19 protein-coding genes are annotated in these 14,970 nt (G+C 64.2%); 6 read left to right on the plus strand and 13 right to left on the minus strand.

Features of this window, described 5'->3' with window-relative positions; genetic code table 11:
- The coding region (locus tag B3D39_RS11345; protein ID WP_286789698.1) for a Clp protease N-terminal domain-containing protein at positions 1-1,168 on the minus strand (1,168 nt) is incomplete at its 3' end.
- Positions 1,169-1,347: 179 nt separating this feature from the next.
- Here B3D39_RS11345 and B3D39_RS11350 point away from each other — a divergent pair.
- Both B3D39_RS11350 and pyrF read left to right on the plus strand, forming a co-directional pair.
- Complete coding sequence (locus B3D39_RS11350; protein ID WP_286789699.1) at positions 1,348-1,575, plus strand: hypothetical protein; 228 nt, start codon at positions 1,348-1,350, stop codon at positions 1,573-1,575.
- 80 nt (positions 1,576-1,655) lie between these two features.
- Complete coding sequence (gene pyrF, locus B3D39_RS11355; protein WP_078570847.1) at positions 1,656-2,357, plus strand: orotidine-5'-phosphate decarboxylase; 702 nt, start codon at positions 1,656-1,658, stop codon at positions 2,355-2,357.
- A 10-nt stretch (positions 2,358-2,367) separates the two neighbouring features.
- Here the strand turns inward: pyrF and B3D39_RS11360 are convergent, their stop codons facing one another.
- The 8 genes from B3D39_RS11360 to def (B3D39_RS11395) all read right to left on the minus strand — a co-directional run bounded on the left by B3D39_RS11360 (position 2,368) and on the right by def (B3D39_RS11395) (position 6,562).
- Positions 2,368-2,607 (minus strand): hypothetical protein, encoded by a 240-nt coding sequence (locus tag B3D39_RS11360; protein ID WP_078541725.1) that lies wholly within the window; start codon positions 2,605-2,607, stop codon positions 2,368-2,370.
- 156 nt (positions 2,608-2,763) lie between these two features.
- Positions 2,764-3,072 carry a hypothetical protein gene (locus tag B3D39_RS11365; RefSeq protein ID WP_078522375.1) on the minus strand — a complete coding sequence of 103 codons (309 nt, stop codon included), beginning with the start codon at positions 3,070-3,072 and terminating at the stop codon, positions 2,764-2,766.
- A 112-nt stretch (positions 3,073-3,184) separates the two neighbouring features.
- The gene (locus tag B3D39_RS11370; RefSeq protein ID WP_078522376.1) at positions 3,185-3,460 is read right to left on the minus strand and encodes an NfeD family protein; all 276 of its coding nucleotides are present in this window, start codon (positions 3,458-3,460) and stop codon (positions 3,185-3,187) included.
- A complete protein-coding gene (locus B3D39_RS11375) occupies positions 3,460-4,302 on the minus strand; it encodes an SPFH domain-containing protein (RefSeq protein WP_414717993.1) in 843 nt (280 codons plus the stop codon). The genes B3D39_RS11370 and B3D39_RS11375 overlap by 1 nt, the downstream gene beginning before the upstream one ends.
- A gap of 60 nt (positions 4,303-4,362) precedes the next feature.
- A complete protein-coding gene (locus B3D39_RS11380; RefSeq protein ID WP_168175220.1) occupies positions 4,363-4,521 on the minus strand; it encodes a hypothetical protein in 159 nt (52 codons plus the stop codon).
- 95 nt (positions 4,522-4,616) lie between these two features.
- Entirely contained in the window at positions 4,617-5,513 is an 897-nt protein-coding gene (gene fmt / locus B3D39_RS11385) for a methionyl-tRNA formyltransferase (protein WP_274963263.1), read from the minus strand.
- Positions 5,514-5,516: 3 nt separating this feature from the next.
- Positions 5,517-6,017: a peptide deformylase gene (gene def / locus B3D39_RS11390; protein WP_078522379.1), complete on the minus strand. Its 501-nt coding sequence runs from the start codon at positions 6,015-6,017 to the stop codon at positions 5,517-5,519.
- Complete coding sequence (def, locus tag B3D39_RS11395) at positions 6,017-6,562, minus strand: peptide deformylase (protein ID WP_075775430.1); 546 nt, start codon at positions 6,560-6,562, stop codon at positions 6,017-6,019. Before def (B3D39_RS11395) ends, def (B3D39_RS11390) begins: the two co-directional genes overlap by 1 nt.
- A gap of 129 nt (positions 6,563-6,691) precedes the next feature.
- On the opposite strand from def (B3D39_RS11395), the gene B3D39_RS11400 reads away from it, so the two are divergent.
- A complete protein-coding gene (locus tag B3D39_RS11400; protein WP_274963262.1) occupies positions 6,692-7,867 on the plus strand; it encodes a MalY/PatB family protein in 1,176 nt (391 codons plus the stop codon).
- Positions 7,868-7,913: 46 nt separating this feature from the next.
- On the opposite strand, the gene B3D39_RS11405 is transcribed toward B3D39_RS11400, so the two are convergent.
- Positions 7,914-8,261 carry a hypothetical protein gene (locus B3D39_RS11405; RefSeq protein WP_078522381.1) on the minus strand — a complete coding sequence of 116 codons (348 nt, stop codon included), beginning with the start codon at positions 8,259-8,261 and terminating at the stop codon, positions 7,914-7,916.
- A 195-nt stretch (positions 8,262-8,456) separates the two neighbouring features.
- On the opposite strand from B3D39_RS11405, the gene B3D39_RS11410 reads away from it, so the two are divergent.
- Positions 8,457-9,635: a lytic murein transglycosylase gene (locus B3D39_RS11410; RefSeq protein WP_274963261.1), complete on the plus strand. Its 1,179-nt coding sequence runs from the start codon at positions 8,457-8,459 to the stop codon at positions 9,633-9,635.
- A gap of 18 nt (positions 9,636-9,653) precedes the next feature.
- Here the strand turns inward: B3D39_RS11410 and B3D39_RS11415 are convergent, their stop codons facing one another.
- Both B3D39_RS11415 and B3D39_RS11420 read right to left on the minus strand, forming a co-directional pair.
- Positions 9,654-10,988, minus strand: a complete 1,335-nt coding sequence (locus B3D39_RS11415; protein ID WP_274963260.1) for an HlyD family type I secretion periplasmic adaptor subunit — start codon at positions 10,986-10,988, stop codon at positions 9,654-9,656.
- Positions 10,985-12,748, minus strand: coding sequence for a type I secretion system permease/ATPase (locus tag B3D39_RS11420; RefSeq protein WP_286789700.1), 1,764 nt, complete (start codon positions 12,746-12,748; stop codon positions 10,985-10,987). The genes B3D39_RS11415 and B3D39_RS11420 overlap by 4 nt, the downstream gene beginning before the upstream one ends.
- A gap of 283 nt (positions 12,749-13,031) precedes the next feature.
- Between B3D39_RS11420 and B3D39_RS11425 the strand changes: the two genes are divergently transcribed.
- Together B3D39_RS11425 and B3D39_RS11430 are read left to right on the plus strand one after the other, a co-directional pair.
- Positions 13,032-13,742 (plus strand): MlaA family lipoprotein, encoded by a 711-nt coding sequence (locus B3D39_RS11425; protein WP_078551117.1) that lies wholly within the window; start codon positions 13,032-13,034, stop codon positions 13,740-13,742.
- A complete protein-coding gene (locus B3D39_RS11430) occupies positions 13,705-14,328 on the plus strand; it encodes an MlaC/ttg2D family ABC transporter substrate-binding protein (protein ID WP_078541733.1) in 624 nt (207 codons plus the stop codon). The genes B3D39_RS11425 and B3D39_RS11430 overlap by 38 nt, the downstream gene beginning before the upstream one ends.
- 91 nt (positions 14,329-14,419) lie before the next feature.
- Here the strand turns inward: B3D39_RS11430 and B3D39_RS11435 are convergent.
- On the minus strand, positions 14,420-14,970 hold a 551-nt coding region (locus B3D39_RS11435), incomplete at its 5' end, for a penicillin-binding transpeptidase domain-containing protein (RefSeq protein WP_286789701.1).

The following is a 14,970-nucleotide window of genomic DNA, read 5'->3' on the forward strand; positions in this document are numbered from 1 at the left end:
CCTTGTCGGGCAGGAAGCGGTCGGTGATGTAGCGATGCGAGAGCGTCGCAGCCGAGACCAGCGCCGAGTCGGAGATTTTCACCCCGTGGTGGAGTTCGTATTTCTCCTTGATCCCGCGCAGGATCGAGATCGTGTCCTCGACCGTCGGCTCTTCCACCATCACGGGCTGGAAACGCCGGGCCAAAGCCGCGTCCTTCTCGACATATTTGCGATACTCGTCGAGCGTCGTCGCGCCCACGCAGTGCAGCTCACCACGGGCCAGCGCCGGCTTGATCAGGTTGGCCGCGTCCATCGCGCCGTCGGATTTCCCGGCACCCACGAGCGTATGCATCTCGTCGATGAACAGGATGATCTCGCCCGCAGCGGCCTCGATTTCCTTGAGGATCGCCTTCAGACGCTCTTCGAATTCACCGCGATATTTCGCACCGGCGATCAGCGCGCCCATGTCGAGCGCGAGGAGCCGCTTGTCGCGCAAGCTCTCCGGCACGTCCCCGTCGATGATGCGCAGCGCGAGGCCCTCCGCGATCGCGGTCTTACCCACGCCGGGTTCACCGATCAGAACCGGGTTGTTCTTGGTCCGACGGCTCAGCACCTGCATCGTGCGCCGAATCTCGTCATCACGACCGATGATCGGGTCGATCTTGCCCTGCTCGGCAGCCTCGGTCAGATCGCGCGCGTATTTCTTGAGCGCCTCATAGCCCTCTTCGGCCGAGGCCGAATCCGCCGTGCGGCCCTTGCGCAGATCGTTGATCGCGGCGTTGAGTTTCTGCGCCGTTACAGCGCCCGCATCGAGCGCATCCTTGGCGCGCGTGTTCACCATGGCCAGAGCCATCAGCACACGCTCCACCGGGACGAAGCTGTCGCCCGCTTTCTTGGCAATCTTCTCGGCCTCGTCGAGCACGCGCACAAGGCTCTGCTCGACATAAACCTGCCCGTCGCCGCCCGACACTTTCGGCAGTTTCGACACTGCCAGATCCACGGCTTCGAGCACGCGGGCAGGCTCGCCGCCGGCGCGCTTGATCAGATTGGCCGACAGCCCCTGATCGTCATCCATCAAAGCCTTCAGAAGATGCTCGGGCACCACACGTTGATGACCCTCGCGCATCGCGATCGTCTGCGCGGCCTGAAGGAAACCGCGAGACCGCTCCGTGAACTTCTCCATGTTCATCGGCATTCTCCTTTTTTAAAGCCCCCGGGATGTGTCTGGCCCTATATTAGGCGCCGTCCTGACCGGGTCTCGATATGAAAAATGGGATGTGGCGCATCCCGCTTCAAGAGCTTTATGGCGACCATTTCGCCGCAGGTTGAAACCAAAACGCAAGGTTTAGCGTTTACGCAAGGACACCCATGCAGGAGGCTCCGAGGATGCATCATGCCAGCGCCACGCGTATCGCGCGCCTGATTTACAACGCCGCGCAGCGCCGTTTCGAGGCGGTCGTTGAATTCTTCACCCCCGGGATCGCGCAGCCGCTGCGGGTGCCTGTTCGGGTCGAAGCCAGCCCCAACATTTCGCATCGCCAGCTTGCCCGCGCGCTCACCCGCGAAGCGCAGCGTCGTGGCATCGGCGGGCTGTGATCCCGCGAACGGCTTGACGTAGCGGTGATTGATCCGCATCAGGGGGCGATCTTGAAAAGGAGCGCCCCGCGATGACCGACATGACCCTGCCCGCCGACGACCGTCTCATCGTCGCCCTCGACGTGCCGAGCGCCTATGAAGGCCTCGTGCTGGCGAACCAGCTGGGCGACTCGGTGTCCTTCTACAAGATCGGTCTGGGGATGCTCACCGGCGGCGGCCTCGCGCTGGCCAGCGAGCTGAAGCAGGATCAGGGCAAGCGCATCTTCCTCGACATGAAGCTGTTCGATATCGGCGCGACGGTCGAGAACGCCGTGCGCGGGCTGGCGCAGTTCGATCTCGATTTCCTGACCGTGCATGGCGACCCCTATGTGGTGAAGGCCGCAAAGGAAGGTGCCGCTGGCACCGATCTGAAAATCCTTGCCGTGACGATCCTGACCTCGCTCGACCGTGAGGACCTGAACGGGGCGCTGATCAAGGATGGCGCGATCAGTGACCTCGTTGCGGAACGTGCGGGGCGGGCGTTCGAGGCAGGTGCGGATGGCGTGATCGCCTCGCCGCAGGAAGCCGCGATGATCCGCGCGCTGCCCGAGGCGGAGGGCCGTCTGATCGTGACGCCGGGTGTGCGTCCGACCGGGGCCGACCTTGGCGACCAAAAGCGGATCGCGACTCCGGCAGCGGCCGTAGGCGCAGGCGCTGACCATATCGTCGTCGGTCGCCCGATCCACCGCGCGCCCGATCCGCGGGCTGCGGCGGAAGCGATCCTTCAAGAGCTGCGCGGCTGATTAACGTCTCTTACTGGCCGTCGCCGCCTGTCGCCGGGCCGCTCGTCTTCGATTCGGGCGCCACGTCGACCTTCGCGGCGTTCGGGTCGGACATCTGCTGCTCGCTCGGCGGATCGGTGGCGGCGTCGTCACCCCCGTCGATCGGCGTATCGGCAACGAGCCACACCACGACACCCAATGCCGCGACCAGCGCAACCAGGGTGAGTATCAGGCCGCCGATACTGCTCTGTCGGTTCGAATCCTTGGCCATTCTTGCTCGCCTCTTCGCTTTGATCCCTCGGTAAAGGAAACGCGAGGCTCTGACCTGCGTTCCTCCTCCCGTCATCAGATAGGCGGAGCATGGCGCAAAATGAAACGGCGCCCCGCAGGACGCCGCTTCACTTGCACGTGATCTGCGAAAGCGGGATCAGTTCGAGCCGCCGCTTTGCGTGGTGGCCTCAGCCGACGCGCCGCTCGTGTCGGTGCTGCCGCTGTCGCTGGCTGCCGCATCGCCCGAGGCGTCGGCGCTCGACGAATCCGCAGGGGCGGCGTTGTCGTTGTTCTCGATCGTCACCGAGGTTGCGCTCGCATCGCTCTCGGTGGGCGCAGTGCTGGCGCTTTCGTCCCCGGGCGACATCATGAGCCAAAGAACGATACCGAGGGCGACGACGACCGCGCCCAGAACGAAATAGATGCCGCCCAGACCCGAGCGTTCGTGATTATGCGTGTCAGACATGATGATCTCCTGTCGATTTTCATCTCTCTGTATTGGCGAGAGAACATCGATAGGCCGCTTCCAGTTCCCGCGATGCGCGAGAAGTCGCCGGAAGCGGTTTCGTCACAGGTCTTCAGTTCTCGTTGATATCGTCATGCCATTGCTTCACCTGACCGCGCCGCACGCCCATCAGTTTGCGCAGCGCGAGCCATGCGATGATCGACAGAACCGCGAAGGTGATCAGCGTGATCGGCACCGACTTTCCGACGATGCCGATCCAGATCAGCCCGCCGGTAATCACCGCCCCGATCGAGAAGCCGAGGAAGATGAAGCCGGGGATGATCATCTCGGCCCCGCCCAGCACCAGACCGGCCAGAACCCAGACCCACGGAAGTTGCCAGAGGTCCATCACGCTTTCCTCAGAAGCTGGAAGGCGTCGGTGAAGGCCTCGAGGGCTGCTGCAGGTAGGATCACGGTCTGCTTGCCTTCGCCCTTGGCCACCTGAGCCAGCGCATCGACCTGTTTCAGCGCGACCTGATATTGCGCGGCTTCCAAGCCGTTCTTCGCAATCGCCAGCGCGACGACTTCCGTGGCATAGGCTTCGGCATCGGCCGAGATGCGGCGCGCCTCGGCCTCTTTCTGCGCCTGGAACAGCTGGGCTTCGGCGGCGAGTTCGACCGCGCGCTTCTTGCCTTCGGCCTCGGTCACCTGCGCCCGGCGCGCGCGCTCGGCGTTGAGCTGTTGCAGCATCGCGGCGCGGGTCGCCTCGTCGAGATTGACGTCGAGAATCTCGGCGCGCGTCACCTCGATCCCCCAATCGTCGACCATCACGGCGACCTGTTCGCGGACCTTCTCGATCAGGCGGGCGCGGTTCGATTGCACCTCGTCGAGTTCGATCACCCCGATTTCGGAGCGCACGATCCCCGCAACGGTCGTCGCGATCGCGGCGTCGACATCTCGGATGCGGTAGACGGTCTTTTCCGGTTCGGTGATCCGGTAGAAGACCGAGGTTTCGACCTTCACCAGCACGTTGTCAGCGGTGATCGCGTCCTGCATCGCGTTGGGCAACTGGCGCTCGAGGATCGAGATCTTGTGCGGCACCCGGTCGAGGAACGGCACGATGAAGTTGATGCCGGGGCCGAGTACCGCGCGCAGCCGCCCGAAGCGCTCCACAACGTGCTTCTCGGATTGCGGCACGATCCGCACGCCGAGGAAGACCGACAGGATCAACAGAACCGCGACGGCGATCATCACGATATCGCTGCCGGTTAGGGAATTAAGGAAATACATCTGGGCCTCGACCTTCTGAACTCACACTTGATTACCGGGAAAGACGCGCAAGGCGAGCAGCGTCAGCACCACGAGCACGGCCCAGCCACCGGGCCGTGAGATGAGCCAGACCGCGAGCGCGAAGCCTATCCCGACGATACGACTGCTCGCCGTTGCGAGAAAGCCGAACAGCACGCCCATCAGGCGAATTCCATCAAATTGGGGGTCATCGACTGCTCCTTGTGGTTTTTCCACAAGTTTGCCGCAACTTCCGCGATTTGGGAAGGCTGTTGCGCTCAGCCTAGGCGTGCAGGCAGGCGCAGGCCGCGCAAGACGTCGGCGCCGGACATCGGACGCTTGCCCGGGCGTTGGGCTTCGAGGATTTCCAGCGCGCCCGTGCCGCAGGCGATGGTAAACCCGTCGAGGATCTCGCCCGGTGCGCCGCTTCCCTCTGCCGGGGCGGCGCGCAGTAGCTTGATCCGTTCGTCCGCAATCTCGGTCCAGGCGCCGGGGAAGGGCGAGAGCCCGTTGATATGGCGGATCACCTCATCCGCCGGGCGCGTCCAATCGACCTGCGCCTCCGCCTTGTCGATCTTCGCGGCATAGGTGACGCCATCCTCGGGCTGCGGTTGCAGGATCAGCGAGTCGATCTCGGACAGCGCGTCGAGGATCAGCCGCGCGCCCATCGCGCTCAGCCGATCATGCAGCTCGCCGGTGGTCTCGGTCGCGCCGATCTCGGTCGCTTCGCGCAGCAGAACCGGCCCGGTATCGAGCCCGGCCTCCATCTGCATGATGCAGATTCCCGTCTGGCTGTCGCCCGCCATGATCGCCCGGTGGATCGGGGCCGCCCCGCGCCAGCGCGGCAAAAGCGAGGCGTGGATATTCAGGCAGCCCTTCGCGGGCGCATCCAGAATGGCCTGCGGCAGGATCAGCCCGTAAGCCACCACGACTGCGATATCGGCGTTCAGCGCGGCGAAGGCCTCGCGGTCCTCGGGGGCTTTGAAATTCCGCGGGGTGCGCACTTCAATCCCCAGTTCCTCAGCCTTGGCATGAACCGGAGAGGGGCGCTCTTTCTTGCCGCGACCGGCAGGGCGGGGCGGCTGGCTATAGACGGCGACAACCTCATGCGCGCCGGCCAGCGCCTCCAGAACGGGGACGGAGAACTCCGGCGTTCCCATGAAGATGACGCGCATCGCTTAGCCTTTCGCGAGTTTCTTCGACTTCTGCACCAGCATCTTGCGGCGCAAGGGCGAGAGATGATCGACATACATCTTGCCGTTGAGGTGGTCGATCTGGTGCTGCACGCTCGTCGCCCAGAGGCCCACGAAATCGCGGTCCTCCATCTCGCCGTCCTCATTGAGGAAGCGCACCGTCACCGCGCGGGGCCGCTCGATCGGGGCGGAAATACCCGGCAGGTTCGGCGAGGCTTCTTCATGCTTGCGCATCTGCACCGACGCATGAAGCACTTCCGGGTTCGCCATCCGCACGGCCTGACCGCGCTTGTCGGATGCATCGACCACGGCGAGGCGCATCATGATGCCGATCTGGGGTGCTGCAAGCCCGACGCCCGGCATCGCATCCATCGTCTCGACCATGTCGTCCCAGATCATCCGAACGGTCTCAGTGATCGTCTCGACCGGCTCGGCCGGGCGATGCAGGCGGCGGTCGTCATAGGGGATGAAGGCGCGCGAAGCCATCAGAGGATCGGATCCTTGGCGGCGCCCGCACGGGCGCGCTCGCGCTTGAGCTTCTCCATCTTGCGGGTGATCATCTTGCGCTTCATCGGACCGAGATAGTCGATGAACAGCTTGCCGTTGAGGTGGTCGAACTCGTGCTGCGCGCAGGTCGCCCAGAGCGCGTCGAACTGCTCCTCATGGCTTTGCCCGTCGAGGCCGAGCCACTTCATCCGCACCTCGGAGGGGCGCGTCACCTCGGCATATTGATCCGGGATCGACAGGCAGCCTTCCTCGTAGACATTGGTCTCTTCCGAGGTCCAGCTGATCTCGGGATTGATCAGGACCATCGGCTCGGGGGCCGCTTCCTTGTCCTTCACACAATCCATCACGAAGATCCGCTTCATCACGCCGACCTGCGGCCCGGCCAAGCCGATGCCGGGCGCGTCATACATGGTCGCGAGCATGTCATCGGCGAGCTTGCGGATCTCGTCGTTAACTTCGGGCACCGGCTCGCAGACCTTTTTCAGGCGCGGATCGGGATGGATCAGGATCGGTCGTAGCGTCATGGGCAGGGATTTAGGCGAAGCAATGCGTCTGTGCAATGGCAGCGGTGATTGTGCCAGTGACAAAACGCCGTTTGTAACCCGGCTTTGCTTTTGCTCAGATGCGCCCAATTCGACCAATGAGAGGCCCAGATGAGCAAACCCGACTTCGATGAAATCATCGACCGCGTAGGCACCCATTCGCAGAAATGGGACGGGATGGAAAAGTATTACGGGGTTTTGCCGGAAGACGGGATCGCGATGTGGGTCGCGGACATGGATTTCCGCCCACCCACCTGCGTGCAGCGCGCGCTCGAGGACATGGTCGGTCAGGGTATCTATGGGTACTGGGGCGGCGAGGACGAGTATCGCGCCGCGATCCAGTGGTGGATGCGCGAGCGCCACGGCTGGGAGATCGAGCCGGACTGGATCTTCACGACCCACGGTCTGGTCAACGGCACGGCGCTTTGCGTCGACGCCTATACCGACCCGGGCGATGCGGTCGTTCTGATGACGCCGGTCTACCATGCCTTTGCGCGGGTCATCCGTGCGGCCGGGCGCGAGGTGCGCGAATGCCCGTTGAAACTGGTCGATGGCCGCTACGAGATGGATTTCGACGCCTGGGACGGGCTGATGACGGGGGCCGAGAAGATGCTCGTCCTCTGCTCGCCGCATAACCCCGGCGGTCGCGTCTGGACCCGCGCGGAGCTTGAGGCAACGGCGGCGTTCGCGAAGCGCCACGGGCTGGTGCTGGTCTCGGACGAGATTCACCATGACATCGTGATGCCGGGAGAGACCCATATTCCGATGGCGAAGGCCGCGCCCGATCTGCCGCTGGTGATGATGACGGCCACCACGAAGACCTTCAACATCGCGGGCACGCATACGGGCAACGTCATCATCTCGGACCCGGATCTGCGCGCCCGATTCGCAACGCGGATGTCGGCCTTGGGTATTTCGCCCAACAGTTTCGGCATCGCGATGGCGACGGCGGCCTACAGCCCCGAGGGGGCGGCGTGGGTCGATGCGCTGAACGAATATCTCGACGAGAACCGCCGGATTTTCGATCAGGGGATCGCCGAGATCCCGGGGCTGCATTCGATGCCACTCGAAGCGACCTATCTCGCTTGGGTCGATTTCTCCGGCACCGGAATGGAGCCCGAGGAATACAAGTCGCGTGTTCTGAAGGACGCGAAGATCGCGGTGAATTTCGGGGCGACTTTCGGCGCGGGGGGAGAGAAATTCCTGCGCTTCAACCTCGCCACGCCGCGTGCGCGGGTGCGCGAAGCGGTCGATCGCCTGCAGGCCGCTTTCTCTGATCTACAATGAAAAAGGGCCGGTTTTCCGGCCCTTTCCTTTGAAATCTCGGTCGCGCTCAGATCTTCGTCAGGTAGCCCGATAGCGTCGGCCCTTCCTGCGCAAAATCGAGCGCCGCGCGATCGCTGACTGGGGTTTCGCGCTTCACCGTGCAGATCAGTTCGTTTCCCTGAATCTCCGAGGCTACGATCAGGCAGGTCGCGACGTGCTTGGCGCCGTCATAGAGATCGACATGGCCGCGCAGATGCGTGACCTCGTCGGCATCCAACGCGAAGCCACCCGGCACCCGGCGCAGCACCGGCCAAATCTGGCCGCCTGCGAGAACACGCAGGCGTGCCTTTTTCGCCGCATCGCGTTTCTGCGCGGCGCGCAGTCCTTCAAGGACCTCCTTAGGCAGGAATTCCATGACATCCTCCAACAGCTTCCCCGTGATCCATGCTGATCACCTCAATGTAAAAAGCAAGTTAACCATTCAGACGATCCGATTCTGCGGCTGCAAAGAGTGCTGAAATTGCAACGGCTTGCAGGGCCGCCGCATCGGGTTGTCGTGCTGGGCCGCGCGAGATAGCGTCGAGGGTGACCGCGCAACCCGGAGGCTCTCATGCGTAAAGCTCTGCTCACCCTGATCCTCGCTCTCTCGCCCATGCTCAACGTCGGTATTGCCCATGCCGAGTGCGGCAGTAGCTGGTCCGGTTTCCTGTCCGGGATTCGCAGCGATCTGCAGGCGGCTGGATTGAACGCGCAGCAGGCCGATGCGTTCCTCGCCGGTGCGCGGCAGAATCAGGCCGTGTTGCGGGCGGACCGGGCGCAGGGGGTATTTCGCAAAACCTTTCTCGAATTCGCGAGCGCGGTGATCAGCAAGAACCGGATGGTCAACGGGGCGAAAAACGCCGAGCGTTATGCGAAAACCTTCGATCGGATGGAGCAGACCTACGGCGTCTCGCGCGGGGTGCTGCTGGCCTTCTGGGCGCTCGAGACCGATTACGGCGCGGTGCAGGGCGATTTCAACACGCGCGATGCGCTGCTGACGCTGGCCCATGATTGCCGCCGACCCGAGCTGTTCCGGCCGCAGGTAATTGCCGCCGGGGAGCTGTTCCGGCGCGGCGATTTCGATCCCAAGCGAACCACCGGTGCCTGGGCGGGAGAGATCGGGCAGGTGCAGATGCTGCCCGAGGACATCCTGCACAATGGGGTCGATGGCGATGGCGACGGCCATGTGCGCCTGAAGGCCTCGGCGCCCGATGCGCTGATGTCGGGGGCCAACATGCTGCGCGATATGGGGTGGCGCCCGAACGAGCCGTGGATGCAGGAAGTGACCGTCCCCGATGACCTCGATTGGTCCCAGACCGGGCTCACCTCCGAATTGCCGGTTTCCGAATGGGCGGCGCGCGGGGTCCGTGCGCGGCAGGGGCAGCTTGCGAGCAACCTGCGCGGTTCGATCCTTTTGCCGATGGGGCGCAAGGGGCCCGCCTTTATTGTCTATCCGAATTTCCGCGTGCTGTTCGAATGGAACAAGAGCTTCGTCTACGTCACCAGCGCGGCCTATTTCGCGACGCGCCTCGAAGGGGCACCGCGCCTCAATCCCGGCGCGCCCGAACCGGGGCTGAGCGTGTCGCAGATGAAGCGGTTGCAGGAGAAGCTGGTCGCGAAGGGCTACGACGTGGGCGCGGTGGACGGCATCCTCGGCGCCAACACCCGCAACGCTGTCCAGAGCGCGCAAGAGAGGTTCGGACTGCCCGCGGATGGTTGGCCGACGCGCGCCTTGCTCGATCGGTTGTGACCGCGTCGGGGCGGGCGGTTACCCCGCTGCGCCGCCAAGTGCGAAGAAATCGAGGAACGGGCTGAGCAAGTAGCGGATCGGAGAGACCGGTGCGGTCTGCAGGAAAACCTCGGCGGGCATACCGGGCACGAGCAGCCTGCGTTCTTCCGCGTCGAGCTCGTCCATATCGAAGGTGATCCGCACTTTGTAATAGCTTGCCCCGGTCGTCGGATCGGTCAGCGTGTCGGGGGAGATGCGCGTGATCGTGCCTGTCACGTCGCTCGAGATTCGCCGTGACAGTCCCGGAAAGCGGAGGATCGCAGTTTGGCCTGCCGCCACGCCGTCGATATTGGTCGGATCGACTTGCGCATTGACGATGAGCGGCCGCCCGGTCTCTACGATTGCCATCGCCATCTCCGCGGGGCGCAGCACCGCGTGTGCGCCGCGCAAGCGCACATCATGCACCGTGCCGCTGACTGGCGCGCGTAGGGCGCGCCGCGCCAATTCGTGGCGCAGATGTGTGGTGCGCGCAGAGAGCTCGATGGCGCGGGCGTTGCTGGCTTCGAGTTGCGACTCGATTTCCTCCCGGCGTTGCCATTGCAGCCGCGATGCGGTGAGCACCACGCCGCCGCTTTGCACAGTGAGTTGCGTTTTCTGGGCGCTCAACGCGCCGAGTTGTCGTTCCAGCGAGACCTGCTCGCGGGTGAGGGCGAGGATTTGCGCCGATGTGGCGAGGCCGCGATCCTTCAGCCGTTCGCGGAGGGCGAGTTCTTTTTCGATCAACCGCTCTTCGCGTTCCAGCGCCGTGACCTGCGCATCGAGCCCGTCGCGCTGCGCGCGGATTTGCTGCAGCTGCCGCGCCATTTCGGCGCGTTGCTGAGCGAAGGACTGTTTGCGGGCTTCGAACAGGGAATTCTGCCCCTCGACCAGATCGGTGACATCCGCGCGGAGCTTGGCCGCCTCCAAAAGCTGCCTCGAGTAAGGGACCACGTTCGCGCCGTCCCGTTCGGCTTGCAGTCGCGCGCGCTGGGCCTGCAGGGCGAAATTCGAGGCTTCGACGATGGCCAGCTCGGTCCGGATGTCGTCCGAGGCAAGGCGCATCAGCACTTGGCCGCGGGTGACGTTATCGCCGCTTTTGACATAGATTTGTTCGATGGTCCCGCCGGTCGGATGCTCGATCACATGGCGGGAGCTGTCGACTTCGATCCGCCCTGAGGCCTGGATCGATCCGGCGAGCCGCGTGACGGTGAGCCAAAGGGCGGATCCGATAAAGAGGGCGACGATCGCCGCGAGGCCGAAGCTGATCGGGACGCCATGTTGCGAAGGGGTGCAGCAGGTGCCCCCTTGCCCGGAATGGATGCAGGCGTCGCTCACGCGGCGTTGTCCGCGCGTGGAACCACGCGGGCCTTCGTGGCCGAGGCGATCATGCGCTTGAGAACGTCGTCACGCGCGCCGAGGGCGCGCTGCGCCCCGTGGTCGAGTACGAGGATGCGTTCGCATTCGGCGAGCGCGCCGGGGCTGTTGGTCATCACGATCGCCGCGCCGCCGCGCGCCTTCAGGTCGCTCAGCATCGTGTGCAGACAGGCCCCGCCATCTCCACTGAGCAAGAGGTTTGGCTCATCGAGAATGAGGAGGATCGGATCGTGATAGAGCGCCCGCGAAAGCGCGACGAGCTGGCGCTGGCGATCGGAGAGCGAAGCCCCCTCGAACTCGATCGGCGTGTCGTAGCCCGCGGGCATTTTGAGAATCATCTGATGCGCGCCGGCGCGTTTGGCTGCGGCGATGACCCGGTCCATGTCGGGCGCGAGGTCGAGCCGGGCGATATTCTCGGCCACGGTGCCGGGGAAAAAGGTGACCGATTGCGGCAGGTAGCCGATCAGTCGCCCCAAATTGTCGCGGTCGTATTGATCCAGCGGCACCGCGTCGAGGCGGATCGTGCCCGAGCTTGGATGGGAGAAGTTGCACAGGCTGCGCGCGAGAACGGATTTGCCTGCGCCGAGCGGGCCGATCACCCCGAGCGCCTCGCCGGGTTCGAGCGTGAAGCTGATCATCTCGATCGCCGCTCGGTCGGAATTGGCCGGCCGGACGGTGATGTCTTCGACGGCGAGGCGCGCCTTCGGGCTCACCCATTCGGTGCCCTTTTGCGCGGCCGGGTGAGCGCCGAGCAGGGCCGCCAGCCGGTCGCGGGCGACGGTGGCGCGCTGCCATTGCGTCCATCCGCCCACGGCAAGCTCGACCGGTGCGAGCGATCGACCCATCAGGATCGAGGCGGCGATCATCGCCCCCGCGCTCAACTCGCCTTGCAGGACCAGATAGGCGCCAAGCGCCAGCATCGAGGTTTGCAGCAGCATCCGCAGCGCGCGCATCGAGGCATGGAAGCTGCCGCTGAGATCAGTGGCCCGAATCGCATTGTCCATCGTTTCATGCCGCGCCGCCTGCCAGCGTTTGAAGCCGCTTTCGCGCATCCCAAGCGAAACGACCGTTTCGATCTGGCGAAGAAAATCGTTTCCGAGATACCGGGCTTTGTTCTCCAGCTGCGTCGTCTCTTCCATACGCCCGCGCGTCACGAATTGCGTGGCGAGAGACAGCAGGATCAACGTGGCACCCCCGGCGAAGGCCAGAGCGCCGAGCCACGGGTGAAACACGAACAGCACTCCGAGATAGAGCGGCGTCCAGGGCAGATCGAACACCGCCGCCGCGACCGGGGAGGCATAATAGCGCTGGACGATTTCCAGATCGCGCAGGGCGTTGTTGGAGGACCGCTCCTGCGTGTTGATGGTGGCGTCGATGATGGCGGCGTCGAACACGCGCCGCTCGAGGCCGCGCTGATGATCCGCCCCGATTCGGGCGAGCAGGCGACCTCGCGCCCAATCAATGACGCCCATCATCGTGAAGAGAAAGGCCACCAGCAGGAACAGGTTGATCAGCGTCGGCAAGGACCGCGCGGGCAGCACGCGGTCATAGACCTGCAGCATGAACAGCGGCCCCGCGAGAACGAGCAGATTAATGAAGGCCGCAAATATTGCGACCAGCACGAATTGCCTTCGTACCCGGCCCAGCAGCCGGGCCATCTCCCGTCGTCCTTTGAGGATGTTGCGTTTGATGATGGCTTGATCGGTGTTGGAATATGGCATCGTGCTCTCCCCGCGATGACGGGCGCTGATCGGAGCGCCGCGCTTGGCAAGGGTGATGCGAGCGCGCTGAACGGGCCGTTAATTTCGCCGCTCCTTTTCCCGTCAATTCGATCCATTTCTTCCGGAACTCCGGAGTTCTGAGCGACTCGCGTTGCGGCAAGACCGGATGCGCCCTATCTATTTCAGGACCTAAGCCGCAACGCAGGGGGGAGCGACTTTGGCGCAGGAATTAGAAAAGAGGGCCTCGGCGCGCATCGGCGTGCGGTGGTCGGCGGTGGCTACGATGACGGCGCTTGCGCTGGGGTTGGCCGCCTGCGCGCCTGCGCCGCCCGCGACCGGCATTCAGGATCCTTACGAGGCGGCAAATCGCAAGACGCATGAGTTCAACAAGAAGCTCGACTCGGCCTTCTTCCGCTCCGATTCGACCGATGGCAGTGGCCCCGGGCCGGTGACGAAAACGCTCTATAATGTCGGCAGCAATCTCAGCTTGCCGGGGAAGGTGCTCAACTCTCTGCTGCAAGGGCGACCCGAGCCGGCGGTGAAGAACACTTTCCGATTCTTCATCAACTCGACGATCGGGCTGGGGGGTATCTTCGATCCGGCGGGGACGGATTTCTCGTTGCCCGAGACGGATACCGACTTCGGCGAGACGCTGCATGTCTGGGGCGTGGGCGAAGGTAATTATCAGGAATTGCCGGTCTTCGGGCCGTCCACGACGCGTGATACAGTCGGGATGGTCGTCGATTTTGTGATCGACCCGCTGGGCGCGCTGCCCGACAAGGAGCGCATCGCCGCAGGTGCGCTACGCTTCGGCGGCAATGTCGCGAAGCGCAACATGTATGGCACCACTGTCGACTCGATCCTGTATGACAGTGCCGACAGCTATGCTCAAAGCCGGCTTCTGTACCTGCAGAACCGACGCTACGAACTCAATGGCGAGGAGGCCACCGATGCGAATGCCTACGATCCCTACGAAGACCTTCTGCCGCAATAGGCGGCAGGTTCTGGGCCTCGGCGCGGCGGGTCTGGCGGCAGCCATGGTGCCGGGGTCGGCATATGCGCTGACCGATGCGCAGGCGCGCGCGCTGATCCAGAAAGCGGTGAACGAAGTTAACGCGGCCATCGCCTCGGGGCGCACCGGGCCCGCGCTCTACGCGATGTTCGAGCGGATTTTCGCGCGATATGCGGATGTTAACGTCATCGCCCGCTCGGCGCTGGGCGTGGCGGCGCGGCAGGCGAGCCCGGCGCAGCTCGCGGCCTTCACCAAGGCGTTCCAGGGCTACCTCTCGCGCAAATACGGTAAGCGGTTCCGTGAGTTCCAGGGCGCGAAGTTCCAGATTCAGGGCGCCCGCCCGATCAAAACCTTCTACGAGGTGAAGACGCTCGCGACCCTGCCGGGGCAGGCTCCGTTCGAGGTGCTGTGGCAGGTCTCGGATCGCTCGGGCAGCGACAAGTTCTTCAACCTGATCGTCGAGGGTGTGAACATGCTCGCCTCCGAACGGGCTGAGATCGGCGCGATGCTCGACCGGCGTCGCGGCAATATCAACGCGATGATCGAGGATCTGAAACGGGCGGGGTAACCGGCGCGGGCTTCGGCCTGGCAAGACACCGCACCAAGTGAAAACGCCCGGGCCAGTGGTCCGGGCGTTTCTTTCGTTTCGGGTCGGTCGCTCAGTTGCTGCCGAAGATGTTGAGCAACTCGTTGAGGATCGACTGCGACGGATCGCGCCGCTGCCGCTGGGGCTGGGCGGGCGCTTGACCCGCGCTCTGGCTTTGACCCTGAGACTGCTGAGCCGGCACCTGCCAGTCGCCCGGATGGGCCATCGGGAGCGGCTTGGGATCTTCACCGTTGAGCACACGCTTCATCGTCTCGTGGAAGATCTCGGCGGGCAGGCCACCCCCGGTCGTGCCTTTCAGCGGCGTGTTGTCGTCATTGCCCATCCAGACGCCGACGACGTAATCCGAGGTGAAGCCTACGAACCAAGCATCGCGCGCGCTCTGCGTGGTGCCGGTCTTGCCTGCGATCTCGTAGCCGTCGATGTTGGCGCGGCGGCCGGTCCCGTGCAGCACGACCTGACGCATCATGTAGGTCAGTTCCTGCGCCGCTTTCTTCGAGATCACGCGCTCGCCGATCCCGCCGGGCTTGCCGAAGAGCGGCTGGTCGTCGCCTTTCAGCGTCAGCGAGGTCAGGCCATAGGGCTGCACCGAAGAGCCGCCATTGA

The organism is Thioclava sp. UBA3469 (assembly GCF_002378135.1).
Classification (GTDB): Bacteria; Pseudomonadota; Alphaproteobacteria; order Rhodobacterales; family Rhodobacteraceae; genus Thioclava; species Thioclava sediminum.